Source organism: Roseobacter sp. MH60115, from assembly GCF_015644665.1.
In the GTDB taxonomy this organism is placed as follows: domain Bacteria; phylum Pseudomonadota; class Alphaproteobacteria; order Rhodobacterales; family Rhodobacteraceae; genus Roseobacter.
In genome coordinates this window covers 472,815-499,269 of the sequence record NZ_JADOBQ010000004.1, presented here as the reverse complement: position 1 = coordinate 499,269, position 26,455 = coordinate 472,815, and the positions used below count along the sequence as shown (strand labels likewise).

The 26,455-nt window shown below is 61.3% G+C and carries 24 protein-coding genes; 10 read left to right on the top strand and 14 right to left on the bottom strand.

Going from position 1 to position 26,455, the window contains the following annotated elements:
* Positions 1-41: 41 nt before the first annotated feature.
* The 3 genes from ISX84_RS15490 to ISX84_RS15480 form a co-directional block, all read right to left on the bottom strand.
* The gene (locus ISX84_RS15490) at positions 42-1,205 is read right to left on the bottom strand and encodes an acyl-CoA dehydrogenase family protein (RefSeq protein WP_195821275.1); all 1,164 of its coding nucleotides are present in this window, start codon (positions 1,203-1,205) and stop codon (positions 42-44) included.
* 110 nt (positions 1,206-1,315) lie between these two features.
* Positions 1,316-2,332: a sterol desaturase family protein gene (locus ISX84_RS15485; RefSeq protein ID WP_195821274.1), complete on the bottom strand. Its 1,017-nt coding sequence runs from the start codon at positions 2,330-2,332 to the stop codon at positions 1,316-1,318.
* On the bottom strand, positions 2,322-3,062 hold the full coding sequence (locus ISX84_RS15480; protein ID WP_229884356.1) for a class II aldolase and adducin N-terminal domain-containing protein: 741 nt from the start codon (positions 3,060-3,062) through the stop codon (positions 2,322-2,324). Before ISX84_RS15480 ends, ISX84_RS15485 begins: the two co-directional genes overlap by 11 nt.
* Before the next feature lie 114 nt (positions 3,063-3,176).
* Here ISX84_RS15480 and ISX84_RS15475 point away from each other — a divergent pair, with 114 nt between their 5' ends.
* On the top strand, positions 3,177-4,049 hold the full coding sequence (locus tag ISX84_RS15475; RefSeq protein ID WP_229884330.1) for a LysR substrate-binding domain-containing protein: 873 nt from the start codon (positions 3,177-3,179) through the stop codon (positions 4,047-4,049).
* A gap of 22 nt (positions 4,050-4,071) precedes the next feature.
* Here the strand turns inward: ISX84_RS15475 and ISX84_RS15470 are convergent, their stop codons facing one another.
* Positions 4,072-4,491, bottom strand: a complete 420-nt coding sequence (locus tag ISX84_RS15470; RefSeq protein ID WP_195821273.1) for a VOC family protein — start codon at positions 4,489-4,491, stop codon at positions 4,072-4,074.
* Between the two features lie 50 nt (positions 4,492-4,541).
* Here ISX84_RS15470 and ade point away from each other — a divergent pair, with 50 nt between their 5' ends.
* The 4 genes from ade (at position 4,542) to ISX84_RS15450 (ending at position 9,137) form a co-directional block, all read left to right on the top strand.
* On the top strand, positions 4,542-6,344 hold the full coding sequence (gene ade, locus ISX84_RS15465; protein WP_195821272.1) for an adenine deaminase: 1,803 nt from the start codon (positions 4,542-4,544) through the stop codon (positions 6,342-6,344).
* Positions 6,341-7,804, top strand: a complete 1,464-nt coding sequence (locus ISX84_RS15460) for an AMP nucleosidase (RefSeq protein WP_195821271.1) — start codon at positions 6,341-6,343, stop codon at positions 7,802-7,804. The genes ade and ISX84_RS15460 overlap by 4 nt, the downstream gene beginning before the upstream one ends.
* A gap of 140 nt (positions 7,805-7,944) precedes the next feature.
* Entirely contained in the window at positions 7,945-8,232 is a 288-nt protein-coding gene (locus ISX84_RS15455; protein WP_195821270.1) for an HU family DNA-binding protein, read from the top strand.
* Positions 8,233-8,570: 338 nt separating this feature from the next.
* Complete coding sequence (locus tag ISX84_RS15450; RefSeq protein WP_195821269.1) at positions 8,571-9,137, top strand: flavodoxin domain-containing protein; 567 nt, start codon at positions 8,571-8,573, stop codon at positions 9,135-9,137.
* Here the strand turns inward: ISX84_RS15450 and ISX84_RS15445 are convergent.
* The gene (locus ISX84_RS15445; protein ID WP_195821268.1) at positions 9,134-9,724 is read right to left on the bottom strand and encodes an ATP-dependent Clp protease proteolytic subunit; all 591 of its coding nucleotides are present in this window, start codon (positions 9,722-9,724) and stop codon (positions 9,134-9,136) included. The genes ISX84_RS15450 and ISX84_RS15445 overlap by 4 nt on opposite strands.
* Positions 9,725-9,902: 178 nt before the next feature.
* On the opposite strand from ISX84_RS15445, the gene ISX84_RS15440 reads away from it, so the two are divergent.
* Together ISX84_RS15440 and ISX84_RS15435 are read left to right on the top strand one after the other, a co-directional pair.
* Positions 9,903-10,772, top strand: coding sequence for a DMT family transporter (locus ISX84_RS15440; protein WP_195821267.1), 870 nt, complete (start codon positions 9,903-9,905; stop codon positions 10,770-10,772).
* 74 nt (positions 10,773-10,846) lie between these two features.
* Complete coding sequence (locus ISX84_RS15435; protein WP_195821266.1) at positions 10,847-11,830, top strand: GlxA family transcriptional regulator; 984 nt, start codon at positions 10,847-10,849, stop codon at positions 11,828-11,830.
* 2 nt (positions 11,831-11,832) lie between these two features.
* On the opposite strand, the gene ISX84_RS15430 is transcribed toward ISX84_RS15435, so the two are convergent.
* A complete protein-coding gene (locus ISX84_RS15430; RefSeq protein ID WP_195821265.1) occupies positions 11,833-12,354 on the bottom strand; it encodes a glutathione peroxidase in 522 nt (173 codons plus the stop codon).
* Between the two features lie 137 nt (positions 12,355-12,491).
* Here ISX84_RS15430 and msrB point away from each other — a divergent pair, with 137 nt between their 5' ends.
* From msrB to ISX84_RS15415, 3 genes are all read left to right on the top strand, one after another.
* Positions 12,492-12,941 (top strand): peptide-methionine (R)-S-oxide reductase MsrB, encoded by a 450-nt coding sequence (msrB, locus tag ISX84_RS15425; protein ID WP_195821264.1) that lies wholly within the window; start codon positions 12,492-12,494, stop codon positions 12,939-12,941.
* On the top strand, positions 12,938-13,450 hold the full coding sequence (gene msrA / locus ISX84_RS15420) for a peptide-methionine (S)-S-oxide reductase MsrA (RefSeq protein ID WP_195821263.1): 513 nt from the start codon (positions 12,938-12,940) through the stop codon (positions 13,448-13,450). The genes msrB and msrA overlap by 4 nt, the downstream gene beginning before the upstream one ends.
* A gap of 108 nt (positions 13,451-13,558) precedes the next feature.
* Positions 13,559-15,640 (top strand): methyl-accepting chemotaxis protein, encoded by a 2,082-nt coding sequence (locus tag ISX84_RS15415; RefSeq protein WP_195821262.1) that lies wholly within the window; start codon positions 13,559-13,561, stop codon positions 15,638-15,640.
* 5 nt (positions 15,641-15,645) lie between these two features.
* Here ISX84_RS15415 and ISX84_RS15410 read toward each other — a convergent pair whose 3' ends face one another.
* The 8 genes from ISX84_RS15410 to ISX84_RS15375 all read right to left on the bottom strand — a co-directional run bounded on the left by ISX84_RS15410 (position 15,646) and on the right by ISX84_RS15375 (position 26,408).
* Positions 15,646-17,652, bottom strand: a complete 2,007-nt coding sequence (locus tag ISX84_RS15410; protein WP_195821261.1) for a hydantoinase/oxoprolinase N-terminal domain-containing protein — start codon at positions 17,650-17,652, stop codon at positions 15,646-15,648.
* A gap of 64 nt (positions 17,653-17,716) precedes the next feature.
* Positions 17,717-18,757 (bottom strand): tRNA epoxyqueuosine(34) reductase QueG, encoded by a 1,041-nt coding sequence (queG, locus tag ISX84_RS15405; RefSeq protein WP_195821260.1) that lies wholly within the window; start codon positions 18,755-18,757, stop codon positions 17,717-17,719.
* Between the two features lie 21 nt (positions 18,758-18,778).
* Positions 18,779-19,444 (bottom strand): FtsZ-binding protein FzlA, encoded by a 666-nt coding sequence (gene fzlA, locus ISX84_RS15400; protein ID WP_195821259.1) that lies wholly within the window; start codon positions 19,442-19,444, stop codon positions 18,779-18,781.
* 56 nt (positions 19,445-19,500) lie between these two features.
* Positions 19,501-20,229, bottom strand: a complete 729-nt coding sequence (gene mtgA / locus ISX84_RS15395) for a monofunctional biosynthetic peptidoglycan transglycosylase (RefSeq protein WP_195821258.1) — start codon at positions 20,227-20,229, stop codon at positions 19,501-19,503.
* A gap of 51 nt (positions 20,230-20,280) precedes the next feature.
* A complete protein-coding gene (gltB, locus tag ISX84_RS15390; protein ID WP_195821257.1) occupies positions 20,281-24,813 on the bottom strand; it encodes a glutamate synthase large subunit in 4,533 nt (1,510 codons plus the stop codon).
* Positions 24,813-25,292: a GFA family protein gene (locus ISX84_RS15385; protein ID WP_229884329.1), complete on the bottom strand. Its 480-nt coding sequence runs from the start codon at positions 25,290-25,292 to the stop codon at positions 24,813-24,815. Before ISX84_RS15385 ends, gltB begins: the two co-directional genes overlap by 1 nt.
* A complete protein-coding gene (locus ISX84_RS15380; protein WP_326838746.1) occupies positions 25,289-25,717 on the bottom strand; it encodes a GFA family protein in 429 nt (142 codons plus the stop codon). Before ISX84_RS15380 ends, ISX84_RS15385 begins: the two co-directional genes overlap by 4 nt.
* Positions 25,710-26,408 (bottom strand): hypothetical protein, encoded by a 699-nt coding sequence (locus ISX84_RS15375; RefSeq protein WP_195821256.1) that lies wholly within the window; start codon positions 26,406-26,408, stop codon positions 25,710-25,712. Before ISX84_RS15375 ends, ISX84_RS15380 begins: the two co-directional genes overlap by 8 nt.
* Between the last annotated feature and the right edge of the window lie 47 nt (positions 26,409-26,455).

The following is a 26,455-nucleotide window of genomic DNA, read 5'->3' as shown; positions in this document are numbered from 1 at the left end:
CTTCTTCTGGCCCAAAATATCCCCGCCGGAGGCATAAAACCCTATGCCCCCAGCGCGCGCAGCAGATCGCGGCTGATGATATGGCGCTGGATCTCGCTCGTCCCATCCCAGATGCGTTCCACCCGCGCATCCCGCCAGAACCGCTCCAGCGGATAGTCATCCATCAGCCCCATGCCGCCATGCACCTGGATCGCCGCATCCGTGACCCGCGCCAGCATCTCGCTGGCATAAAGCTTCGCACTCGCGATCTCGCGGTTTGCGGGCAATCCCCTGTCCAGCCGGTCAGCGCTGGCAAGCGTCAGCAGATCCGCGGCGTCGATCTCCGTGATCATATCGGCGAGCTGGAAACTGACCCCTTGAAATTTTCCGATCTTTTGACCGAATTGCTCCCGCTCTGCGGCGTAGTTCAACGCAAAATCGAACACCCGCCGCGCACGACCCACAGACATCGCGGCGACCGTAATCCGGGTTGCATAAAGCCAGGTGTTCATCACCTCGAACCCGCCATCGACCTCCCCCAGAACCTGCGCGTCCGGCAGACGGCAGTCATCGAAGTCGAGGATCATGTTCTTGTAGCCGCGGTGGCTCACCGACTTGTACCCGTCGCGGATGATGAAACCGGGCGTGCCGCGATCGACCAGAAACGCCGTAATCCGCTTCTTCGGTCCCTTCGGCGTCTGGTCCTCTCCGGTTGCGATGAAGACGATGATGAAATCCGCATGCTCCGCGCCCGAAATGAAATGCTTGGTGCCGTTCACCACCCAATAGCCACCGTCCCGCACGGCGGCGCATTTCATGCCCCGCACGTCCGACCCCGCGCCCGGTTCCGTCATGGCCAGCGCGTCCATCTTCTCGCCCCGCACCGCGGGCATCAGGTAACGCTCCACCTGCGCGCCTTCACAGGCCATCAGGATATTCTGCGGTCGTCCAAAGAAATGATTGAGCGCCATGGAGCCGCGCCCCAATTCCCGCTCGACAAGTGCAAACTCCAGATGGTTCAGCCCTGCGCAGCCAACACTTTCGGGAAAGTTGCAAGCATAGAAGCCCAGCTCAATCGTCTTGCGCTTGATCTCCTGCGCAATCTCAGCAGGCACCTCGCCGGTGCGTTCGACCAGTTCTTCATGCGGGTAGATTTCATTTTCAACAAAGCTGCGGACGGTCTCCGCAATCATCTGATGTTCGTCAGTCAGGCCAAATGTCGTCATCTGTCAGGTCTCTTGCATACGGTGAAAGGAAGGCGGCGCGCGGCCTCACTTCCCCAAGCGCCGCGTACTCGTCCAGCACGACAGATCGTCGATGACCACGCGGACCACCATCAGGTGTACATCTGCTTCTTGCGCGCGCGGGTCTCTTCCGTGGCCTGCGCCGAACCGTCATGGTAGCTGCCAAACCAGCGGTCCCAGGGCATTTCGACCGTGCCGTAGTTGCACTCGAAATAGCGATGGTGCAGCTGATGAAAGAACACGCCCGCCTTGGCCTGTCGCTTGTCCCCGACGACGATCTCCTCGAAGCCGGAATGCGAAAACACCGGGTGGGTGGATTGCACGTAGCCGTGAAAAAGCACATGCAGCGGATGGCTGGGGACGATGAAATGAATGGCAAAGTTGGTGTAGAAGAGCAGGTGTTCAACCGGGTGCATGGAAATCCCCGACCACGGCCCCACGTTCACGTTGCGGTGGTGCAGGGAATGCGCCAGCTTGTAGAGCGGCGGCCAGTGCAACAGCCGGTGAATCCAGTAGAAATGGAAACTTGACCAAATTGGCAACACCACAAAAAACGCCACAAACCAGACCGGATTACCGGGAAAGAGCATGGTTGGCGCATAGCCGTTCGCCATTGCCCAGAAGACCAGTACCTGCGCAGCCGTCCACAGGGTAATCCCGCTGGCGATGTGCCAGAACATATTGTCGTGCACTTGGTTGCCGAAGGTGAAGGTGCCGTTATTGCGCGCCTGATCGCGCGGGTCGTATTTGGTGCGGTCGCCCTGCCCTTTGCGCATGATCAGCCAGTAGTGCAGCATGCCCGCACAGATCACCTGCGGGACCAGATTGGCCAGCCAGACCTTCGCGACCCAACCCCAGGCCAGCACCTGCATCTCCGCCAGTTCCGGCAGAATTGCGAAATAGGCCAGCAGGGCCAGCACAAAGCACAAGGTTGTTGTCGAGATTTCGAGCCAGAAGGCCGCGTACCATTGGAAAATCGCGCGCGGACGCGGCGGCCATTGAAACAGCGGGTTCTGCGCCAGCGGCGTTGGCGGCCGGAAGTTCCAGCGCCCGGCCTCGCGCACCTCCGCGTGGCTGGCTCTCTCCTGGGCTTCTGTATCACTGGGCATACGTCGAGCCCTCCTCATCTAGGATCGCCTTCAATTCCGCCAGATGTCGGGCATCCTGTTCGGGGTAGCTTTCCAGTTCCTGTGCGGTCTTTTCCGCCACCTCATCCGACAACACGCGCAGCGGCTGGCCGGTCTGCAGCGCGAGAATATAGGTCATGCAGGCGCGCTCGAAGTAGTAGAGCCGGTTGAAGGTATCGGCGACGGTGTCGCCAATGATCATGATGCCGTGATTGCCCATGATCATGACCTTCTTTTTTGGATCGTCGAAAAGCTGAGCGCAGCGCGCCCCTTCCTCCTCGAAGGCGAGCCCCCCATAGTTGTCGTCGATCACGTAGCGATTGAAGAAGGTGCAGGCGTTCTGGTCCACCGGCGGCAGACGGCTGTCGGCCAAGGCGGCCAGCGCCGTGGCATAGGGCGAATGCACATGCATGGCGCAGCGGGCGTGCGGACAATGCCGGTGCAAACCACCGTGCAGCCCCCAGGCCGTTGGGTCCGGCGCGTCCGGGCCCTCCATGCTGGTCGGGTCATTGGCATCCACGACGATCAGGTCCGAGGCCCGGATGCGCGAGAAATGCATTTGGTTCGGGTTCATCAGGAACCGCGTGCCATCCTCGTTGATGGCGAGGCTAAAGTGATTGGCCACCGCCTCGTGCATGTTCAGCCGCACGGTCCAGCGGAAGGCGGCGGCGAGGTCAACCCGCTCCTGCCAGTTCTCCATATTCGGGCGCATTTCCGTCACGGGTATCCTCCGGGTCATCTGTCCCCATGACAACATCCAAGCCGCTTGCCTGACCAACGAAAAAAACGCAAGCTGGCCATAAGTAAAACTAATGAAGTGGTTATAATGGTTGACCTGCCCCCTCTGAACTGGCTCCGCGCCTTCGAGGCCTCGGCCCGGACACTGAGCTTTACCGGGGCCGCGCGCGATCTGAACATGACCCAGAGCGCCGTGAGCCAGCAGATCAAATCCCTCGAGGGGTTTCTGGGGCGACCGCTCTTTCACCGGCGCCCCCGCGCGCTGGAGCTGACCCAGACCGGCATCAGCTATCTGCCGGTGGTGCGCGACGCTTTTCGCACATTGGCCCATGGCACCCGCGCCCTGACGCGCAACGAAAGCGATGTCCTGCAGGTTCAATCGAACCTGACCTTTGCGATTCACTGGCTGGCGCCGAGGCTGATCCGCTTTCGGGCCAGGCACCCGGAGGTGCAGATCAATATCGTCACCGAGTTGTGGGAGCCGCGGGATATGGCCGACGGCGCCGATGTGGAAATTCGCTTTTCCCTGCGCCCGTCGGACCGCGTGCACGCCGAAGTGCTGCTGACCGATCACTACTATCCGGTCTGTGCGCCCGACTATCCGGTGACATTACAGACGCTGGCGGACCAGCCGCTTTATGATTGCGCCAACATGATGGGCACTTGGGCGGTCTGGGCGGAAGAGCAGACGCTCGACTGGCCCGATCCACCCATTACCTATGCGACCACCTATTCCGTGCCGCTTTCGGTTGCCATGACCGGTGGCGGGCTCGCCTTGGCGCATGATGCCATTGCGGGTGGACTGATTGAGGCGGGCCATCTGGTCGCCCCCTTTTCCCATCGCGCCCGAATGCAGGAGGCCTATTATCTGATCCAGTCGCCCCGCGCCCATGAGATGAGTGCCGCCCGTGCCTTTTCAACCTGGCTGCGGGAGGAGATCGCGACGCAGAAGGTGGCCTGAAAGCCCACCCTACCTGCCGTTCTCAAAGCGGGCGGCTGGGAACCCAGGCGTAGCCATCGCCGCAGAGGATATAGGCTTCGCGCAGCCCGTGCGGCTTATCGGCCGGGGCCTGCAGGATCATGGCGCCGCACGCCTCCGCCCTGGACGCGGCGGCATCCGGATCGCTGTCATAGAGCCGGATTTCGAGACCTGCGCCGCGCGGCGGGTTCTCAGGGAGCAGACCCAGCAGCGGACTATCCGCATAGGTGCCGTCGCTGTGCAATTGGAACACCTCCTTGCCCGCAGTGATGATGGCGAAGTCGTCGCTGACCCGGTGAGCGTTGAAGTCAAAGACATCCGCGAGGAAGGCACAGGTGGCCCGGACATCGCGCACCAGCAGATTCAACCCGATGCCGCGCAGGCTTTTGCCGAAATCCTCGGCCGTGACCGTTTCGTAATCCATATCCGCACCTCCCTGCTTGAACCTTCCCGAATGCCATGGCACCTAGGGACATGACGCATGCTTCTTTTCCAACATGGCCCGATTCCGCCAGCCGGTTGATCGCCGTTGCCACGGGCCGCGCCCCGGCTGACACCGTGATACAGGGCGGCACATGGGTCAATGTGCACACCCGTGAAATCCTCGACCACCACGATATTGCCATTGTGGACGGTCGCATCGCCTGTGTGGTGCCGGATGCGTCGCATTGCATTGGACCAGACACCCGGATCATCGCGGCGCAGGGGCGGTACATGGTCCCCGGTCTTTGTGACGGGCATATGCACATCGAGAGCGGCATGCTGACCCCGGCGGAATTCGCCCGTGCCGTGATTCCCCATGGCACCACCAGCATGTTCACCGACCCGCATGAGATTGCCAATGTGCTGGGGCTGGAAGGCGTGCGCATGATGCATGACGAGGCGCTGATGCAGCCGGTGAACATTTTCACCCAGATGCCCTCCTGCGCGCCCTCTGCGCCGGGGATGGAGACCACGGGGTTCGAGATCACAGCAGAGGATGTGGCGGAAGCCATGCAGTGGCCGGGCATCATCGGGCTGGGCGAGATGATGAATTTCCCCGGTGTGTCAAACGCCGACCCCAAGATGCTGGCCGAGATGGCTGCGACGCAAAACGCCGGTAAGACCGTGGGCGGGCATTATGCCTCGCCCGATCTGGGCCCCGCCTTCGCAGGCTATGTTGCCGGCGGCCCCGCAGATGATCACGAAGGCACATGCGAAGAAGATGCCATCGCGCGGATGCGGCAGGGGATGCGGTCGATGATCCGGCTCGGGTCCGCGTGGTACGATGTGGAAACGCAGATCACGGCGATCACCGGAAAGGGGCTCGATCCGCGCAACATGATCCTGTGCACGGATGACTGTCATTCAGGCACGCTGGTGAATGACGGACACATGAACCGGGTCGTGCGCCACGCGATAGACTGCGGCTGTGACCCGGTGGTGGCGCTGCAGATGGCCACGATCAACACGGCCACCCATTTCGGGCTGGAACGCGAGATCGGCTCGCTCACCCCCGGCAGACGTGCGGATGTGATCCTGACCTCGGATTTGACCACCTTGCCGATCGAAACCGTCATCGCGCGGGGCCAGATCGTGGCGGAAGATGGCAAATGCCTTGTCGAGTGCCCGCATTACAACTGGCCCGCCAAGGCGCGCCAGACCGTGCATATGGGCAAGGTGCTGGCGGCTGATGATTTCGCCATTCCGGCACCCAGCGGGGCCAATGCGGTCCGCGCCAATGTGATCGGCGTGGTCGAGAACCAGGCACCCACAAAAGCCCTGCAATTCGAACTGCCGGTCACCGAAGGTCGCGTACAGGCCACCGGTGAGGTCTGCCAGATCGCGCTGGTCGAACGCCACCGCGCCACGGGATCGGTCACCAACGCGTTTGTCTCGGGCTTCGGCTACGAGGGACCGATGGCGATGGCCTCTACAGTGGCCCATGACAGCCACCATATGATTGTCGTCGGCACCGATGCCGCCCATATGGCTTTGGCCGCGAACCGGTTGGGCGAAGTCGGGGGCGGTATCGTGATCTTCAAGGACGGGATCGAGACCGCGCTGGTCGAGCTGCCCATCGCCGGGCTGATGTCGGACCAACCGGCGCGGGACATCGCCGCCAAAACCGACAAGATGATGCAGGCCATGCGCGATTGTGGCTGTACCCTCAACAACGCCTATATGCAGCACTCGCTGCTCGCCCTCGTGGTGATCCCGGAACTGCGCATCTCCGATCTCGGTCTTGTCGATGTGCGCAGCTTTGACTTCATTCCAGTAATTGAGCCTCTTTCATGACAGATATCCTGACCCCCGACGCCCCAGAGGCCGAAGAATTCCTCGATGCCAAGGCCGCCGTTGCGCGGTTGGAGCAACTCTATACGCAAGCCACCGACTTCCTGTGCACCCATTTCGTCAAGGCGATGGCCGAAGGCGCACCCGAGGGGCGCATTCGTGCGTTCTATCCGCAGGTCCTCTTCAAGACCTCGACCTTCGCGCAGGTGGACACCCGGCTCAGCTTTGGCCATGTTTCTGCTCCCGGCAGTTTTCGTGCGACCATCACACGGCCCGACCTTTTTCACAGCTACCTGACCCAGCAGATTGGTCTTTTGATCGAGAACCACAACCAGCCGGTGATCATCGGCGCGTCTGAAACGCCCATGCCGGTGCATTTCGCGGTTGCCAATGACGCCAGCATGACCGTGCCGCAGGAAGGCGCCGCCGATTTCACCCTGCGCGATGTCTTTGACGTACCCGATCTGACCACGACAAATGATGACATCGTGAACGGCACCTATGTGCCCGCCGATGGTATCGGGCCGCTCGCCCCCTTTACCGCGCAGCGCGTGGATTACTCCCTGGCCCGCCTGTCCCACTACACGGCGACGGATGCGGCGCACTTCCAGAACCACGTGCTGTTCACGAACTACCAGTTCTATGTTTCCGAATTTGAATCCTATGCCCGCGCGCAGCTGGACGATCCGGAGTCTGGCTATACCGCCTTTGTCTCCACGGACAACGCGACCATCACCCAGGGCGATCAGGCGCTGGCCAGCCCGATAAAAACGCCGCAGATGCCAACATACCACCTGAAACGGGCCGATGGGTCCGGCATCACGCTGGTAAACATCGGCGTCGGCCCCTCCAACGCCAAGACCGCCACCGACCACATTGCGGTGCTGCGCCCGCATGCCTGGCTGATGGTCGGGCATTGCGCCGGTCTGCGGAACAGCCAGGCGCTGGGTGATTTCGTGCTGGCGCATGCCTATCTGCGCGAGGATCACGTGCTGGATGACGACCTGCCGGTCTGGGTGCCGATCCCGGCGCTGGCGGAAATCCAGATTGCGCTGGAGCAGGCGGTGGCACAGGTGACCAATCTCGAAGGCTACGAGCTTAAGCGCATCATGCGCACCGGCACCGTCGCCACCCATGATGACCGCAACTGGGAACTACGCGACCAATCCGGCCCGGTGCAGCGGCTCAGCCAGTCGCGCGCCGTTGCCCTCGATATGGAAAGCGCCACGATTGCCGCCAACGGCTACCGCTTCCGCGTCCCCTATGGCACGCTGCTCTGTGTGTCCGACAAGCCGCTGCACGGTGAATTGAAGCTGCCGGGCATGGCGTCGGACTTCTATAAAACGCAGGTTGCACGGCATCTGATGATTGGAATTCGGGCCATGGAACACTTGCGGACCATGCCGCTGGAACGCATCCACAGTCGGAAACTGCGCTCCTTTGAGGAGACGGCCTTCCTCTGAAAGCCAAAAACCCAATAAAATAGGTTAATTTTGCATGTTTTCCCTTGCATTACTCTACTAATCGTTGTGTTCATACACAACATCCGGGTAGATTTCGGACATGAGGCCCAACTCATCGGGCAGCTAAGGAGAACAAGAACATGGCGAAACCAATGACAAAGACCCAACTCGTTGCGGCACTGGCCGAAGAAATGGGTTCAGACAAGAAATCCGCGGGCGCAGCCCTTGAAGCGGTATGCGACCTGATCACACGCGAAGTATCCGGCGGTGGCGCGGTCACCTTGCCCGGCGTTGGCAAAATCTACTGCCGTGAGCGCCCCGAGCGCATGGTGCGCAACCCTGCGACCGGCGAACAATTCAAAAAAGACGCGGACAAGGTGGTCAAAATGACTATCGCCAAAGCGCTCAAAGACAGCGTGAACGGCTAAACCCGCTCCGCTGAGACTTTCAAGGGTCGCTCTCGGGCGGCCCTTTTTTAGTGCCTGTTCCAGTGATCGCGCCGACACACGGTGATTTGATCTCGAACAAGGTCTACCCTGCCGCCTTGCCCTAACCTTTCGTCAGGTTTCGATCACAGCCCGTGAAAGAGCCTGCGTGATTCTGGCTGCGGCGGCTTTTGCCGAAGGGTCATGCCGATTGATTTCTGTCCCCGGGCGCCATCCGCCCGGGGGCGGGAAAACCGATCTCAGCAGCATCTGCCTAGCCCGCCCCGACGCGGGCAGTTGGTGGCACCGCCAAACGGTGCCGATACACGGAGGAAGCTGCAATGAACGTTCTTATCGTCTTCGCCACGGTCGAAGGGCAAACCCAGAAAATCGCGGAATTCGCACAGAGCCTGGCAGAGAAGGCAGGGTACGATGTGACCCTCTTTGATGCCGCGGACAAAACCGCGCCCTTGTCGCTGGAAGGGATGGACAAGATCATCCTGGCGGCCCCTGTGCACGAAAGGCGCCATCCAGAGACATTCGAGGTGGTGCTTGCCGCGCACCGCGCGGAATTGGCGGAACGCGACACGCTGCTGCTGTCCGTCAGCCTGAGTGCCGCCTTTGAGGACGGTATGGACGAAGCGCAGGAGTACATCACCGAAATGGAAATGCGCACGCGGTTCAAATCCGACCTGAACGCGCTTGTGGCAGGGGCGGTGCGCACCGGCAGCTACGATTACTTTGCCACGCAGGTCCTGCGCCATGTGGTCCTGCGGGATCGCGACTATGACCCCGGCGCAGGGGAACATGAATTCACTGATTGGGACGCGCTGGCGAATGTGCTCGCCACGTTTCTGGAGGCTGAGACAGCGTCAACCCAGCCCCCCAGCAAAGCGTCCTCGGGTTAAAGCTGATCGACCGAGGAGATCACCTGCCCCACCAGCCCGTAGTCCAGTGCCTCTTGCGTGGTCAACCAGAAATCGCGGCCTGTGTCTTCGGCGATCTTTTCGGGTGTTTGCCCTGTGGCGTCGGCAAAGAGCGTATGGAACCGGGCCCGCATGATCCGGATCTGTTCGGCCTGGATCATCATATCGGTGGCCTGTCCGCCGATCCCGCCGCGCGGCTCATGCAGCAAGAACCGCGTGTTGGGCAGGCAATAGCGGTTCTCGGCCGCTGCCCCGACAAAGATCAGCGCCCCCGCGCTGGCCACCCATCCCGACCCGATGGCGCGAACCTTGGGGCGGATGAACTTGATGACATCGTGCACCATGTCCCCGCTTTCCACATGTCCGCCGGGCGAGGAGATGTAGACATTGATCGGATCATCGCTTTCTTCCGCCAGGGCCAGCAGATGCGTGACGGTGCTGTGCGCCAGCTTGTCGGTGATCTCGCCCGTGATGATCACATTGCGGCTTCTGAAGAACAGGGCTTCGATGCGCCCATCACGGGTCTTTTCCGGCGCCTTGCCGGTATCGTCGAGCATTTGGTCAGACATGGAATCCCTCCGCGAATTTAGACCTATGCGGGAAGTCTAACGCGCGCTGCGGGATTGTCTATCGCATCCGACACAAGTGCGGCTTGCGCAAACACGGCAACGCCTCCGGGCGCATCTTGCTCTCCCTGCAGATATGGGAAATGGTCGGCCCGCAGGCAGATGCGTCAGAAAGGCCCCCATGGACATTCGAGCAATTCTGGCAGGGCTCGCCTTTGCCCTGATGTGGTCGTCGGCCTTTACCTCTGCCCGCATCATCGTGGCCGATGCCTCGCCGCTGGCCGCGTTGACGCTGCGCTACCTGATCTCGGGACTGCTGGGCGTCGCAATCGCCCGTGCCTTGGGACAATCCTGGCATCTGACCCCGGCGCAGTGGCGCGCGACAATTCTCTTCGGCATTCTGCAGAATGCGGTCTACCTCGGCCTGAATTTCGTCGCGATGCAGACCATCGAAGCCTCGGTTGCCGCCATCATCGCCTCCACCATGCCCCTGCTGGTGGCGCTGGCCGGTTGGGTCTTTCTGGGTGAAAGGCTGCGCCCGCTCAGCCTCGCCGGACTTGTCGCAGGCGTTGTGGGTGTCGGGCTGATCATGGGCACGCGCATCACCGGTGGCATTGACCTTTACGGGTTGATGCTCTGCGGCATCGGGGTGGTCGCCCTGACCATCGCGACGCTCTCCGTGCGTGGGGCGACCTCGGGCGGGAACTTCCTGATGATCGTCGGGCTGCAGATGCTCGTGGGCTGCCTGACGCTGGCGCTGGCCACCGCGGTGTTCGAGACGCCCCGCCTCAATCCCACGTGGCCGCTGATCGCCGCCTTTGCCTATACCACGCTGGTGCCCGGTCTGGCGGCCACCTTCGTGTGGTTTTGGCTGGTCAATCGCATCGGGGCGACGCGTGCCGCCACCTTCCACTTTCTCAACCCGTTTCTCGGTGTGGCCATCGCCGCCTTGCTGCTGGGCGAGAAACTGGGCGCCCGCGATGTGATCGGCGTGGCGATCATCGCGCTCGGCATCCTCGCCGTGCAGCTTTCGCGACATTCAAAGACGTAAATCGACCAGTCCGCGCATCGCGATCACGTCTAGGGTCAGGTTTGAAACCACCGCCGGCTCTGGACCTGTTGCTGATGACCCCGCGTGATCCACGTATACCATACGCCTTCGTACTGATCCCGGGATTCTCGCAGCTTGGGTTTGCCTGCGCGCTCGAAGCGCTGAGCCTTGCCAACAGGCACCCCGGACAGGGACCGTATTACCGGTGGCGGGTGCTGAGCGAAACGGGCGCCCCGGTGGCGGCCTACAACGGCGTGACCACCGCGGTGGATGGTGCCCTGACCGAACTGGACCGGAACGAAACCATCGTCATCTGCGCCGGTGAAGATGTGGGGCGCAATACGGGCAAACCGTTGATCACCTGGCTGCGCCGCGAGGTGCGCAAAGGCATGGACTTTGGCGCGCTCTCGTCCGGGACCTATGTTCTGGCGCTGGCCGGTCTGGTGGCGGGCAAGCGCGTGACCACCCATTGGGAATACCGCGCAGCGCTCACCGAAATCCTGCCCGATGTGATCATGGAGGACGCGATCTTTTCCATCGACGGGCGGGTCTTCACCACGGCGGGCGGCGCGGCTTCCATGGATATGATGCTGGAGCGGATCAAAGCGGATCATGGCACCGAGCTGGCCACATGGGTTGCCGACCAGATGGTTTACACCGATCCACGCCTGCCCGACCACGCGCAACGCGCCACCCTGCAGAGCCGGACACAGGTGCGCAATGGCAAGCTCGCCACGGCGCTGCAGATCATGGACAACAACATCGAGGATCCGCTGGCCCCGGATGAAATTTCAGACGCAATCGGTCTCTCGACGCGGCAACTTGAACGGCTGTTCGCCAAGTACATTGGCGTGTCGCCCAAGCGCTACTACCTGAAGCTCAGGCTGGAGAAGGCGCGTGATCTGTTGCGGCAAACCGACTTTTCGGTGACGGAGGTCTGCGTCGCCTGTGGCTTCAAATCGCTGTCGCATTTTTCAAAGAGCTACCGCGCCGCCTATGGGATCAGCCCCGGGCTGGAGGGTGGTGATGCCCGTCTGGTCTGGCGCGGCAGCATCTGACGCTATTGCAGCAACGCCTCGATTGCCCCGGTGATTTTCGCGGATTGCGGTTTCGTGGCCGAGCCCCAGGTGCCGATCACATCGCCCTCCGGACCAATCAGAACCTTGTTGAAGTTCCAGCGCGGTGTGAACCCGGTGACCTCGGCAACGTCGCGGTAAAACGGATGTGCTTTTGTGCCCTTAACATGGGTGATGTCAGTCATTGGCAGGTCCAGCGCAAAGTTCAGCTCACAGAATTCCTTGACCTCCTCAGCGCTGCCCAGCTCCTGCCGAAAATCGTCGGAAGGGACCGCCAGTACCACAAGCCCCTGATCCCGGTAGGTATCATAGAGCGCCTGCAGCCCATCATATTGCCCGGTGAACCCGCATTGCGACGCGGTATTGACCACCAGCACCGGTTGCCCCGCCCAATCCCCGGTGTTCAATGTGCCACCATCAATGGATGGGAACACGTGACCGGACATGCCCGCGAAAGCTGCCGTTGCCATCCAGAGGCTCAGGAAAATGCTGCACAGAAGTTTCATAAGGCTCTCCCTATCGGCTTGATGGTACATTTAGGGCGGCTGAACGCAAAGTCATGCCTGCGTGATCGGAGGTGTTTTTCTCTTTAACTCCGACGTTTTTGACCCATTTACTAAGCAAAGGACAAAAGGAGCATCTTATGCCCAAATATGAAAAGACAGATGAAGCGATCTCGCGCCTGTCACTTGAGGAATACCGCGTGACCCAGCAAAGCGGGACCGAGCGCCCGGGCACCGGCAAGCTTTTGAACAACAAGGAGCCGGGCATTTACGTCGATATCGTCTCCGGCGAGCCGCTTTTTGCGTCTGCTGACAAGTACGAGAGCGGCTGTGGCTGGCCAAGCTTCACCAAGCCCATTGAGCCTGCACATGTCACCGAACTCAGCGACACCACCATGGGGATGACCCGCACGGAGGTTCGCTCGACCCATGGTGACAGCCATCTGGGCCATGTCTTTCCCGACGGACCTCGCGACCGGGGCGGGCTGCGCTATTGCATCAACTCGGCGTCCTTGCGTTTCGTGCACCGCGACGAGATGGAGGCTGAGGGCTACGGCGAGTACATGGATCAGGTGGAGGATGTGGCATGAGCCATCAACGGGCCGTTCTGGCAGGCGGATGTTTCTGGGGGATGCAGGATCTGATCCGCAAGCGCGCGGGCGTGATTTCAACCCGCGTGGGCTATACCGGTGGGGACGTACCGCAAGCCACCTATCGTAATCATGGCACCCATGCTGAGGGGATCGAGATCATCTTTGATCCGGCACAGGTGAGCTATCGCCAATTGCTGGAACTCTTTTTCCAGATACATGATCCGACCACCCCCAACCGGCAAGGCAACGACGTCGGCCTCAGCTATCGGTCGGCCATCTACTACGTGGATGAAGACCAGCGGGACGTCGCTCTTGACACGATCGCGGACGTCGAAGCCTCCGGCCTATGGCCCGGCAAGGTCGTGACCGAAGTGGAACCTGTTGGCGCATTCTGGGAAGCCGAACCGGAGCATCAAGACTATCTGGAACGCATTCCAAATGGCTACACTTGCCATTTTGCACGCCCCGACTGGGTGCTGCCCAAGCGCACGGAAGCAGCCGAATAGAATGTGCACCATCCTCGGCCCCGCGACAGGTTAAGCGGGGCCACCCATTTCAATGTTTTTTTAAGGGCACATCATTACACGGTCTCTCACCTTACTTTGGAGAGCCCAATGCTGAGACTGTTCAAAAAGAAGCCAATAGATACGTCGTCGCAAGACGAGACCTCGGCGTTCGTGGCCGCGATGAATCTCAGCCACAACCTGATCTGGTTCGCGCCGGATGGAACAGTTCTCGACGTGAACGACAATTTCTGCCGTCTGTTCGGCTACACGCGTGACGAGGTAATTGGTCAACGCAGGAGTATTTTTCTCGACCAGGAGGATACACAGACCGAAGGCGAGGCGTCGGTTACCCATGGGCTCACGTCCCATGAGCCACGGGCCGCGGTGGTGCGCCGGGTCACGAAATCCGGCGACACGGTCTGGCTTTCCTCGACCTATCTGCCGATCAAAAACGCCTCGGGTGAGGTCATCAAGACGGTTGCTGTCAGCAACGATGTGACCAAAGAAGTCAAACTTGAATCCTGTGCAAAAGACAATCTGCTCAGCCAGATTGACGCGATTTCATCCACGCACGGTCGTATGGTTTACGATCTGGACGGCACAATTCTAGACATCAACGACAAAGCGCTGGAGATGTTCGGATACGACCGGGACGAGTTGATTGGCAAGAAGCACTCCAAACTCGTGCACCCGGATTTCGCGGATACCGACAAGTACCTGACATTCCTTGAGGAAGTCCGTTCGGGCATCATTCCCGCTGGCAACTTCAGAAGGTTCCGTAAGGATGGCGACGGTATTTGGGTGCAGGCGATCTATTCCCCTCAACGCGACGTCGATGGCAACATCGTAAGCCTGGTGTCGATCAAGACCGATGTGACGGCAATTCTAGAAGCCAACGACATCACGAATACGATCACCAAGATTCAGGCCGTGATCGAGTTTTCAGCCGACGGCACCATCCGTCACGCCAATGATATCTTCCTCAATGCAATGGGCTATACGCTTGATGAGATCGTCGGCAAGCACCACAGCATGTTCATGCCTGAAGGCGAGGCCGACACACCGGAGTACATCGAGCATTGGAAAATCCTTCAGGCCGGGAACTTTCATACGGGCGAATACCGGCGCCGGGCCAAAGACGGCTCTGACGTGTGGATTTCCGCAAGCTATACACCTGTGATCGGGCCAAACGGCAAAACCGTCAAAGTGGTAAAATACGCCAGCGACATCACGCCGAGAATCAACGCAATCCGGGCGTTGCGCGACGCGCTTGCGCAGCTGGCTGAAGGCGATCTGCGGCATGAGATCAACAGAGCGTTCGACAAGGATTTTGACCCGCTGAAACAGGATTTCAACGCGGCGATCTCCAAACTGCGTAAAAGTCTGGGCGGCGTGCTCGATGCCAGCCGCGAAATCGGCTCAGGCACAGATGAAATCTCTGCGGCATCCGACGACCTGAGCCGGCGGACCGAAAGCCAGGCCGCCTCTCTGGAAGAGACGGCTGCGGCCATTGCCGAAATGACCGCCTCGGTGAAGTCCACTGCTGAAATTGCCCGCGACACGATGAATGTGGTCGATAAGACCAAGTCACGCGCGACGGCCAGTTCCGAGGTTATGGAAAGTGCGCGGTCTGCGATGGATGCAATCGCGTCAAGCTCGGACGAGATTTCCAAGATCACCTCGATGATCGACGACATCGCCTTCCAGACGAATCTTCTGGCGCTCAACGCAGGTGTTGAAGCGGCGCGGGCTGGCGAGGCGGGACGCGGGTTTGCCGTTGTCGCCTCCGAAGTGCGCGCGCTGGCACAGCGGTCCTCCGAAGCCGCCACACAGATTGCAAACCTCATTGCCACCTCTGCCAGCCAAGTGCATCAGGGTGTCGATCTGGTCTCGAAAACGGGCGAGTCGCTGGCGGAGATCGACAACTATGTAAATGACCTTACGAAGATGGTCGCCGACATCGCCGCAGCCGCGGCGGAGCAATCCAGCGGCCTCGACGAGATTACCACCTCCGTCGACAGCCTCGATGATGTGACCCAAAAGAACGCGGCCATGTTCGAGGAAACCAACGCCGCAACAAGATTGCTGGCAAACGAGGTGGCCTCCTTGGGCAAGATCACCGCGTCGTTCAAGATCGGCTCTGGCGCGTCCGAGACGTCGGTTCAAGACCTGCACCAGATGGCCTCGTAAAGGGGTCAGTCCCTCGCCACCCGCGGTCGGCCGCTGGCCTCGACCGTCAAAATCGCTTCAATGAATACCTCACGAGCCTCAACCCCCGCGACACGAATATCTCTGGTCACATTGATCTGGACATCTTCGGCGCCTGCAGCATGAGCCTGTGCGCCCGCCTCTCGGCGCAACGTAGTCTCCAACAGAGAGAGGGCGGCATCCTGATCCGACAGGTCGACCGGACCCTCCTCAAGGTGCACCCGAAACCGACCGTCGCCTGGCGCCGTCACCGATCCGCTGCGCCGCAGTGTCACCCGGCCGACCACCGCACCAATGGCATTCGCGACATCAGCATGCGGTGGCAGGATCATCTCCGTTCCAACTGAAGCGCCTACGGCGGGGTAATAGTTCGGCGCTGACGCGCCGAGGCCCACCACGGGCAGGTTCAACCCGGTGTTCAGCCGCACCAATCCACGATGCCCGCGCAGCCCCGCCTGCATCAACGCGTGGTGCGCCAGGACGCGTGGTGCATCGCCAAAGTCAGCGTCTTCCTCAGCGAAAGCAGCCTCCAGAAGGGCAGAAACGGTCTGATCTGTGAGTTGATCAATAATCATTCGGGCCAAAGCGTCGGCGCTCGCTGCCAGAACCTCTCCTAACCCTTGACGTTTCCGCGCCATCAAAAGCAGCGCCTTTGTCGCGGCCGATGCGTCCCAGGCCGCAAGTGTGCCCAAGACATGGCTTGCATCAGATGGCGTCACGCCGGAAATCTGGACAAGACCGCGCTCCACAAGCCGGGACAGTGCCCCGAAATCGATCCGAACCCGTATCACATCCGCCAGAGGGCAAACCGCCTCTCCGATACGATCCAGCAACGCGATATCCCGAGGCCCAAGACCCACGCGGCTTCGTCCGCAAATTGCACGGACAAACCGACCGTCATGTTCGCCCGGTACCGCAGCGCGCAATTGCGCATCGAGCGCGTCATGCACGACTTTCGGGGCGTGGGCGGCGAGCAGGGAGACCGGCAACAGGCGACGCGGCCCCAGGCGGAGCCCGCTACTCAAACCCTCGCCAATCACCTGCACTTCGCTGTCCCCCCCGAGACCGGTTGTGCGCATGGCCACCGCCTCGACCATCGTCCGGTGCGGACCGACCTGCGCGCCCCCTGGATCAATGGTAGGTTTCCCATCTCGGAGCAGGGCGATATCCGTGGTTGTTCCGCCGATATCACTGACCAGCGCATGCTGCGCGCCGGTCAGCCAGCGCGCGCCAACAATCGAGGCAGCAGGGCCGCTCAAAATCGTCTCGATCGGACGGTCCCGCGCCTGCGTCGACGACATTAAAGCACCATCCCCACGGACCACCATCATCGGCGCCACAATCCCGAGATCTTGCAGCACATGTTCGGCGCGACCGATCAATTGTCCCATCATGCCGATCAAGCGGGCGTTCAATACCGCCGTAACGGCGCGTTTCGGTCCATTCAACCGTGCCGACAGTTGATGCGAGGCGGAAACCGGACAGCCGGTGACAGCCGCCACGAGGGATGCGGCGCGCACCTCATGCGCCGGATTGCGCGTGGCAAACTGCGCTGCCACGGCAAACCCGCTGACGCCATCTTTATGTGCCTGCAGGAAGTCGGTGATTGCATCCTCGTCCAGTGGCTGCGCTTCCATACCGGCGTGGTCATGCCCGCCCGCGCAGATCAAATGGGGATCGCCCTTCAGCGCATCTGACAGACCATGCGCGTCCAGATCCCGCGGGCGAAATCCGATGTAGATCAGGCCAACGCGCCCACCCTGCCCTTCGACCAGCGCATTGGTTGCAAGCGTTGTCGACAGCGAGGCCAGCGCAATCTTCTCCGGGGCAATTCCTGATGTCTCAAGCACCGCTTTCACGGCCTCGCCAATACCGATGGCAAGGTCTTCGCGGGTCGTCAGCGCCTTCGCGGAGGCAACCACCTCGGTCTCATCTTTCAGCAAGACGGCGTCCGTATAGGTGCCGCCGGTATCTACACCCAACACATATGCCACCACGCGCGCTCCCTAGCTTGCATTGCAGTCGAACCTTTGGACCTGCTCTGCCGATCTTTTTGCGTCATTGCGCGTCCAATTGCGCCACAGCCCAGGAAGCCGCATCCGCGACCGTCGCATCCGGATCGTCGCTCAAGGCGGCAGCCACGGGGCGCAGCTCCGGCAGCCCGGAATTGCCGATCGCATAGAGAACATTGCGCACAAAGCGATCACGCCCGATGCGTTTCACCGCCGATCCGGAAAACAAATCCCGAAATGCGGTGTCATCCAGTTGCGCGAGGTCGGAAAGATGTGGCGCGGTCAATGCCGGTTTGGCCGTCAACCGCATGTCCCGCGCGGCCACCGCGAATTTGTTCCACGGGCAGACCGCGAGGCAGTCGTCACACCCGTAGATGTGGTTTCCCATACGCACACGTATGCTTTCCTCTATCGGCCCTTTGTATTCGATGGTCAGATAGGAGATGCACCGGCGCGCGTCCAACTGGTAGGGCGCCGGGAAGGCGTCCGTCGGGCAGATATCCAGACAAGCCCTGCAAGACCCGCAGTGATCCACTTCTGCCGCATCGGTAGACAATTCCAATGTGGTGAAAATCGCGCCCAAAAACGCCCAACTCCCCCAATCACGGCTCACCAGATTGGTGTGCTTGCCCTGCCATCCCAATCCTGCCGCAGCACCCAGCGCCTTTTCGGGCACCGGCGCTGTATCCACGAAGACCTTGACCTCCGCAGGTTCGCCAGCCTCCGCCAACAGCCAGCGGGCCAGCCGTTTCAGACGTTTTTTGACCACATCATGATAGTCACGGCCCTGCGCATAGACCGAAATGGCACCGCGATCAGGCTCCTGCAGAACGGCCAGCGGGTCATGGGTTGGCGTGTAGCTCTCCGCCAGCATGATGACCGAGCGGGCCTCGGGCCAGAGGGCCGCAGGGTTGCCACGCCAATGCATACGTTCAGCCATCCATGTCATCTGACCGTGATAGCCGGAGGCCACAAAGGCGCTCAGCCTCTCCGCGACCTCGGGCACCGCGTCCGGCCTGCAAATGCGGCACGCCACAAAGCCTGCGGCATCCGCCTCCGCCTTCAACCGCTCGGTCAGGCCAGACAAACCAAGGCCCTTGATATGCGGCTAGAAATCGAGGTCATTGTAGTGTTTCGGGGGCGGAAAGCCTGGCACCTGATCCGCCAGGATGGACCGGAAAGCGGGGCGGGACTTGATCTTGGCGTACCAGTCCTTGACGACCTCGGAGCGGTTCCAATCAACGTCCGAGATATAGTCCAGCGCGCTCAGATGCGCCGCAGCGGCGAAATCGGCCAGTGTCATCACGTCCCCCGCCAGCCAGCGGCGATGGTCGAGCAGCCATGTCATGTAATCCAAGTGGTATTTGATCGCCTTCGCCCCGGCCTTCACGTTGGAACTGTCGGGATAGCCCTGGCCCATCACCTTCTTGTTCACCCGCTCATAGAGCAGTTTGGATGTGACCTCATGGTGAAATTTGTCGTCGAACCAGCTGACCAGGCGGCGCACTTCCTGTCGGGCAACGGCATCCTTTGGCATCAGAGCAGGATCGGGTCGCGTTTCCTCGATGTATTCGCAGATCGCCGCACTTTCGGCCATCATCACCCCATCAAGCCGCAGGACCGGCACCTTGCCCGCCGGATTGCGGCGCATGAAATCCGGGTCCTGCTCCCAATACTTCTCTTCAACCAGCTCGACCTCGATCTTCTTCTCCGCGAGGCTCAGGCGCACCTTGCGACAAAACGGGGAGAGAGGGACATGAAACAGGCGTGCCATCGAGAATTCCGGGTGTTTGCGTAACCCTTCCTCAATGCCCGCAACGCCCGCCGGTTTCAACTCTCGAAACAGGCAGCGCGGCCATCTTTGCTGATTGTTGCTGCCCCGGACAGAATCGCGCGGGCTCTTTTCTGCACAAAGGCAGAGGGTTTGCTGGCGGATCGTCCTTTTGGGTCTGGCAATATGGCCGCAAGCCGTGCGGCCTGCACAGCGGATAGTTGATCCGGGCTGACGCCGAAGTAGTGGCGCGCCGCAGCTTTGACGCCAAAGACCCCTTTGTCGAATTCGGCCACGTTCAGATAGACCTCGACGATGCGGCGTTTCGACCAGACCGCTTCCAGCACTGGCGTCAAAAGCGCTTCCATCGCCTTGCGTGTATAGTTGCGACCGTGCCAGAGATAGACGTTTTTCACCGTCTGCTGGCTCAACGTTGACGCCCCGCGTGTGCCACCATCTTCTATCGCCTGCTTGATGGCGGGCAGATCGAACCCCCAATGCGTGCAGAAATTGGCGTCTTCGGCGGCCACGACCGCACGGGCCATCACCGGGGACACATCGTCAAGGTCCACCCAATCCTGCGACACCCCACCAAGGGCACGGGACTGGGCAAACATGTAAGGTGTCGTCAGCGGGTTCACCACAGCCCCAAGCGCGATCAATCCAAGAACCCCAAGCGCCAGCACAAAAATCGCGCGGGTCAGAAACCGTAAAACCCGCCGCAGCGGGTTTTGACGGGCCGGTGTCTTGCGCGACCGCGTGTTCTTTTTCGTGACGCGTTTTGCCATGCGCCAGCTATAAGCCCGCGCGGCGCGCTTGTGAACCGCCGCGCCGCTTTACTATTCAGCAGGGACCGCCTGATCCTCAATACCCAGCGGTGCAGGCAGGTGCACCAGCATCTCTTTTGGACAGATTTGCAGGAAATGCGCTTTTTCGCTGTCCCAATGCTGCAGGATATCCGCCGTTCGCCGACTGCCGGTTTCGCGCAAGTGCATTTCCAGCAGTTCTTCGAGCTGGCCTTGCCAATGGTCAACTGTGACCGGGCAGGTCACCAATGTCTCCATGTTCATCAAGGCCGGCGCGCGACCCTCGGGATCATAGAGATACGCCATCCCGCCGGTCATGCCCGCGCCGAAGTTGGCGCCAATATCGCCCAGGATCACCGCAACGCCACCGGTCATGTATTCGCACCCGTTCGAACCGCAGCCTTCGATGACCACCTTGGCACCGGAATTCCGCACGGCAAAGCGCTCGCCCGCACGACCTGCAGCAAAGAGGTAGCCGTCCGTCGCACCATACAGTACCGTATTGCCAATGATGGTATTTTTGCCCGCTTCGATGGGTGAGGCCATGGGCGGGCGCACGACGATCATGCCACCAGACAGCCCCTTGCCCACATAGTCGTTGGCATCGCCGGAGACCTCCAGCTTCAACCCGGGCGCCGCAAATGCCCCCAAGGACTGCCCGGCAGAACCGCTGAGCTTCACCGTCAGGTGGTCAGGCTGCAACGTGTTGCGCATCCCAAACTGCTTCACGATATGGCTCGACGTGCGGGTGCCCACCGTCCGATGCGTGTTCTGCACCGCGTAGCTGAGCTGCATCTTCTCGCCCTCTTCGAGGAACCGCGCCGCATCGCGCACGATTTCTGCATCCAGCGTATCGGGCACAACATTGCGCGCCTTGGACCGGTCATAGACGATATCCGCCGCGCCATCGACGGTGATCAGCAGCGGGTTCAGGTCCAGATCATCCAGATGCGCCGAGCCACGGCTGACCTGCGCCAGCAGATCCGCCCGCCCGATCACATCGTCCAAGCTGCGCGCGCCAATCGACGCGAGGATTTCGCGCACTTCGGTGGCGTAAAAGGTGATCAGGTTGACCACCTTATCGGCATTGCCGCTGAACTTGGCGCGCAGGCTCTCGTCCTGCGTACAGACCCCAACCGGGCAGGTGTTCGACTGGCACTGCCGCACCATGATGCAGCCCATCGCGATCAGCGCGGCGGTGCCGATGCCGTATTCTTCGGCCCCCAGCATCGCCGCCATCACAATATCGCGGCCCGTGCGCAACCCGCCATCGGTGCGCAGCGTCACGCGATCCCGCAGGTTGTTCATGCTGAGCACTTGATGCGCTTCGGTCAGCCCCATTTCCCAGGGCAGACCCGCATATTTGATCGAGGTCGCAGGCGAGGCCCCGGTGCCGCCATTGTGTCCGGAAATCAGGATGATATCCGCCTTGGCCTTGGCCACACCGGCGGCGATGGTTCCCACACCGGAAGACGCCACCAGCTTCACCGTCACCTTGCAGCGCGGATTGATCTGTTTCAGATCATAGATCAGCTGCGCCAGATCCTCGATGGAATAGATATCGTGGTGCGGCGGCGGTGAGATCAGCGTCACACCCTTGGTCGAGTGCCGCAGCCGCGCGATCAGGTCGGTGACCTTCATGCCGGGCAGCTGCCCGCCCTCGCCGGGTTTGGCCCCCTGCGCAACTTTGATCTCCAGCTCTTCGCATTGGTTCAAGTATTCTGCTGTGACGCCAAAGCGCCCGGACGCCACTTGCTTGATCTTGGCCGAGGGGTTGTCGCCATTGGGTTCGGGCACGAAATGTGCGGGGTCTTCACCGCCCTCACCGCTGTCGGATTTCGCACCGATCCGGTTCATCGCCACGTTCAACGTCTTATGCGCTTCGGGGGAAAGCGCCCCCAGCGACATGCCCGGCGTGACAAACCGCTTGCGGATCGAGGTGATGCTCTCCACCTCCTCAATCGGCACCGGCGTGCCCAGCGGTTTGATGTCCAGCAAATCGCGCAGATGGATCGGCGGGTTGCTCTGCATCTTCGCCGAATACTGCTTCCACATCTCGTAGGACGCGCGGTTGCAGGCCATCTGCATCATATGCATCGAGGTCGCTTCCCAGGCGTGGGTCTCACCCGACTGCCGCGCCTTGTAAAAGCCGCCGATGGGCAGCACCGAGGCCGGACCGCCCCAGGCCTTCGCGTGCACCTCTTCGGCCTTGCGCTGAATGCCACTCACGCCGATACCGGAAATCCGGCTGGTCATGCCCGGGAAATATTCCGCGACCATCGCGCGGCTCAGGCCCACGGCTTCGAAGTTCAGCCCGCCGCGATAGGAGGAGATCACCGAGATCCCCATCTTCGCCATAATCTTCAAAAGGCCCTGGTCGATGGCAATCCGGTAGCGGTCAATCGCTGTGGTCAGGCTCATGTCCAGCAGCCCGCGGTCGATGCGGTCGGCCAGCGAATCTTCGGCCAGATAGGCGTTTACCGTGGTTGCCCCCGCACCGATCAGCACCGCGAAATAATGCGGGTCCACGCATTCCGCCGACCGCACATTGATCGAGGTAAACGTCCGCAGCCCCTTGCGCACCAGATGGCTGTGCACCGCCGAGGTGGCGAGGATCATCGGCATGCCGACCTTGTCCGCGTCCGACATCTGGTCGGTCAGCACGATGTGCCCGGCCCCTGAGCGCACAGCGTCTTCGGCATCGGCGCGGATTGCTTCCAGCGCCGCGCTGAGGTTGCCACGTCCGGGCGCGAAGGTGCAATCAATGGTCACCACATCCGCATTGAAGTGCCGGATCAGTTCATCGAACTGCGCATTGCCGAGAAACGGGCTGTCGAGCGTGAAAATCTCGGTCTGGCTGCTGTCCTCATCCAGCACGTTCTTGAGGTTTCCAAACCGCGTCTTCAGGCTCATCACCCGGTATTCGCGCAAGCTGTCAATCGGCGGGTTTGTCACCTGGCTGAAATTCTGACGGAAGAAATGGCTCAGGGGCCGGTACTTGCCCGACAACACCGCAGAGGGCGTGTCATCGCCCATCGAGGCCAGCGTCTCCTTTGCATCTTCCGCCATGGGCGCAAGGATTTGTTCCAATTCCTCAACGGTATAGCCAGCCGCCACCTGACGGCGCCGCAGCTCCGCCCCGCTGAACAGGGCCTTTTCGGACACGTCATCGAGCGCTTTTTCGAGGTCGTTGATCTTGCCAACCCAGTCCCCAAACGGCTGCGAGGCCGCCAGCGCATCCTTGATGGCCCGGTCGTGGTAAAGTTTGCCCTCAGCCATATCCACGGCGAGCAGCTGCCCGGGTCCAAGCGCGCCTTTTTCCACGACCGTGGCCTCATCCAGCGGCACCATCCCGGTTTCGGACCCAGCGATGACCATGCCGTCATTCGTCACCACATAGCGCATGGGCCGCAGCCCGTTGCGGTCCAACCCGGCGCAAACCCAGCGCCCATCGGTCATTGCCAGCGCCGCAGGCCCATCCCAAGGCTCCATCACGGAGTTGCAGTAGGAATACATGTCGCGCCAGCTCTGCGGCAGTTCCACCGCCTGCTTCGACCAGCTCTCCGGCACCAGCATTGTCTTGGCCATCGGCGCATTGCGGCCTGCGCGCACCAGCACCTCGAAGACCGCATCGAGCGCCGCCGAGTCAGACGACCCAGACGCGACAATGGGCTTGATGTCCTCCGCCATCTCGCCAAAAGCGCCCGATGCCATGCGGATCTCATGGCTCTTCATCCAGTTCAGGTTGCCCTTCAGCGTGTTGATCTCACCATTATGCGCCAGCATCCGGAACGGCTGCGCCAGCCACCACTGCGGGAAGGTATTCGTCGAATAGCGTTGGTGATAGATCGCAAAGGCGCTCTCGAACCGGTCGTCCATCAGGTCGGGGTAGAATTCCGCCACCTGCTCGGCCAGCATCATGCCCTTGTAGATGATCGAGCGGCAGGACATCGACGCGATGTACAGCGTCGGGACCTGCGCCGCCAAAGCCGCCTTTTCGATCCGCCGCCGGATCACGTAGAGCTCCCGCTCGAACGTGTCCTCATCCACGCCCTTGGCGTTGGAAATCAGGATCTGCTCGATCTCCGGCCGCGTCGCATTGGCCTTTTCGCCCAGGCAGGAGATATCCACCGGCACGTGCCGCCAGCCGTAGATATAGTAGCCCATGCGCAGCACTTCGGTCTCCACGATGGTCCGGCAGGTCTCCTGCGCGCCGAAATCCGTGCGCGGCAGAAACACCTGCCCCACCGCGATCATCTCATCGGTGCGCGGGTCATGCCCGGTGCGCTTCACCTGATCGTAGAAGAACTCGACCGGGATCTGCACGTGGATGCCCGCACCGTCCCCGGTCTTGCCATCCGCATCCACAGCGCCCCGGTGCCAGATCGCCTTCAGCGCCTTGATCCCGTTCTCGACCACGCCGCGGCTCTTGGTGCCATCGACCGACACCACCAGACCCACCCCGCAGGAGGAATGCTCCTCGGAAGGATCGTAAAGCCCGTTCTCGGCCATCATCGCCCGCTTGGCTTCTTCGCGCGCCACCCAGGTGTCGTCATAGATGGTCATCAGTTGTCTCCTTCAACAAATGGGTGGTCCGCCTGCACTTCGGCCCGTGTCTTGCGGCGGTGCTCGCCCGCAAGACAGGCGTAATTCGGCGCCAGGTCGGTATAGATTTCTGACAGCAGCACAAAATCCGCCGCCTCCTTGAAAAGCCCCGGGAACAGCTCGATCTCCGGCTCCTCCGGATCGGTGGAGCGCAGCCAGACGGAACTGCCGCAGGTCTCGCAAAAGCCCCGCTCAGAAAAGGACGAGGACGCGTAACTCCGGACCGGCCCGGTGACGGTGACCGCCTTGGTGTCGGCCACGAAAGAGCCGAAGAGCATCCCGTTCCACCTCTGGCACATGACGCAATGGCAGGCGCCGATGGCGGCCACGTAATTGCCGTCGATCTCGATCTTGACGGCACCACAGAGGCACCGGCCCGACATCCGGCCCGTGCGACGGTGCGGCGCGATCAGCGCGTCTCTTGCCGCTGCGTCCGTCATGCGTCATCCCCGGTAAACATCGCGATGGTTTCTTCGGTGCTCAGCTTCTGGTGATCACCCGTCAGCGCATAGCCCTGCGGGCACTGATCCGCGAAAAACTCCAGCGTCATCTCGCCGAGCGCGGCGCCGTCGAACAGCCCTGCCGCCGGATGGCGCATGCCGTCATGCACCGTGCCGTACCACAGGGTCGAGCCGCAGGTGCCGCAGAACCCGCGCTCGGCCCACTCGGATGAGGCAAAGCTCTGCGCCGGGCCGCTCACCTCCAGCGTGTCGGGCAGCGTGTCCACGGACATGAACATGCCAGAGGTATGCTGGCGGCACATGTCACAATGACAGGCGCGCAGGCGTGGATTGTCCGATTGCACGGTCAGTGTGACCGCACCGCAGAGGCAGCGCCCCTGCAAGGTTTTTACCGCTTCAGTCACAGCCAAACTCCGACATTGTCATCATAAAGCCCGGCTCTCCGGGTCCGTAGATCGCCTGGGGGGTGAAATCGAACTGTTCGCGCGTGCCATTGTTGACAGCCCGGCCCAGGTCCCCCTCGACGACCAGATCACGCGCCCGCGACACGAAGATGTCAGCGGAGAAATTCAGAACCTGATCGGCCCCTTTCCGCGCGAAGGCTCGCTCCGCGAGATAGATGTCAAGGATCTCGCCGCTGATCGTGACCGTTTCACCGGTGGCCTTGGTCTGTCCCGACAGCGTATACGCCTGGTCCTTGATGATGTTGCTGTTCATCACGAAATCGCCCGATGCGGTATGGGATCCCGTCGCGGCGAGGTCTGCGACCGCCATGGCGGAGCCGGTGCCGGGCACGGCAGAGAACTCCATGGCGCCCGCGCCCTCCGTCTCCCATTTGGTGAAATCCCAGCCCTTCTCGTAGTGGTCGGTGCTCATCAACTGGCCGCGCCGATAGCTGAGCGCCTGCCAGCTGCCGTCGGTACACTGCAGGATCGTGGTGGTCACGCAGCTGTTCTTGTGCACCGTTGCCACTGCGGCGCAGCCCTCCGGGACCCGCACAGGTTCATCGGCCACGGCCACGGGGGCCGCGACGCCGAGCCACACCGCCAGACAGGATGACGCCGTGCAAACTGCTCGCTGATCCACTTGGGTCATAGTTGCTGTCCTTAACATAGTCTTACCGTACGCTGCGCACCGACGCG

Coding starts and splice junctions, on each gene's coding strand:
- ISX84_RS15375 (WP_195821256.1), bottom strand. CDS start 26,408: ATGACCCAAGTGGATCAGCGAGCAGTTTGCACGGCGTCATCCTGTCTG.
- ISX84_RS15475 (WP_229884330.1), top strand. CDS start 3,177: ATGGTTGACCTGCCCCCTCTGAACTGGCTCCGCGCCTTCGAGGCCTCG.
- ISX84_RS15455 (WP_195821270.1), top strand. CDS start 7,945: ATGGCGAAACCAATGACAAAGACCCAACTCGTTGCGGCACTGGCCGAA.
- ISX84_RS15430 (WP_195821265.1), bottom strand. CDS start 12,354: ATGAAACTTCTGTGCAGCATTTTCCTGAGCCTCTGGATGGCAACGGCA.
- ISX84_RS15415 (WP_195821262.1), top strand. CDS start 13,559: ATGCTGAGACTGTTCAAAAAGAAGCCAATAGATACGTCGTCGCAAGAC.
- ISX84_RS15480 (WP_229884356.1), bottom strand. CDS start 3,062: ATGCGCCCGAATATGGAGAACTGGCAGGAGCGGGTTGACCTCGCCGCC.
- gltB (WP_195821257.1), bottom strand. CDS start 24,813: ATGACCATCTATGACGACACCTGGGTGGCGCGCGAAGAAGCCAAGCGG.
- ade (WP_195821272.1), top strand. CDS start 4,542: ATGACGCATGCTTCTTTTCCAACATGGCCCGATTCCGCCAGCCGGTTG.
- ISX84_RS15445 (WP_195821268.1), bottom strand. CDS start 9,724: ATGTCTGACCAAATGCTCGACGATACCGGCAAGGCGCCGGAAAAGACC.
- ISX84_RS15485 (WP_195821274.1), bottom strand. CDS start 2,332: ATGCCCAGTGATACAGAAGCCCAGGAGAGAGCCAGCCACGCGGAGGTG.
- ISX84_RS15385 (WP_229884329.1), bottom strand. CDS start 25,292: ATGACGGACGCAGCGGCAAGAGACGCGCTGATCGCGCCGCACCGTCGC.
- ISX84_RS15470 (WP_195821273.1), bottom strand. CDS start 4,491: ATGGATTACGAAACGGTCACGGCCGAGGATTTCGGCAAAAGCCTGCGC.
- ISX84_RS15450 (WP_195821269.1), top strand. CDS start 8,571: ATGAACGTTCTTATCGTCTTCGCCACGGTCGAAGGGCAAACCCAGAAA.
- mtgA (WP_195821258.1), bottom strand. CDS start 20,229: ATGGCAAAACGCGTCACGAAAAAGAACACGCGGTCGCGCAAGACACCG.
- ISX84_RS15435 (WP_195821266.1), top strand. CDS start 10,847: ATGACCCCGCGTGATCCACGTATACCATACGCCTTCGTACTGATCCCG.
- ISX84_RS15460 (WP_195821271.1), top strand. CDS start 6,341: ATGACAGATATCCTGACCCCCGACGCCCCAGAGGCCGAAGAATTCCTC.
- ISX84_RS15440 (WP_195821267.1), top strand. CDS start 9,903: ATGGACATTCGAGCAATTCTGGCAGGGCTCGCCTTTGCCCTGATGTGG.
- msrA (WP_195821263.1), top strand. CDS start 12,938: ATGAGCCATCAACGGGCCGTTCTGGCAGGCGGATGTTTCTGGGGGATG.
- ISX84_RS15490 (WP_195821275.1), bottom strand. CDS start 1,205: ATGACGACATTTGGCCTGACTGACGAACATCAGATGATTGCGGAGACC.
- fzlA (WP_195821259.1), bottom strand. CDS start 19,444: ATGGCACGCCTGTTTCATGTCCCTCTCTCCCCGTTTTGTCGCAAGGTG.
- msrB (WP_195821264.1), top strand. CDS start 12,492: ATGCCCAAATATGAAAAGACAGATGAAGCGATCTCGCGCCTGTCACTT.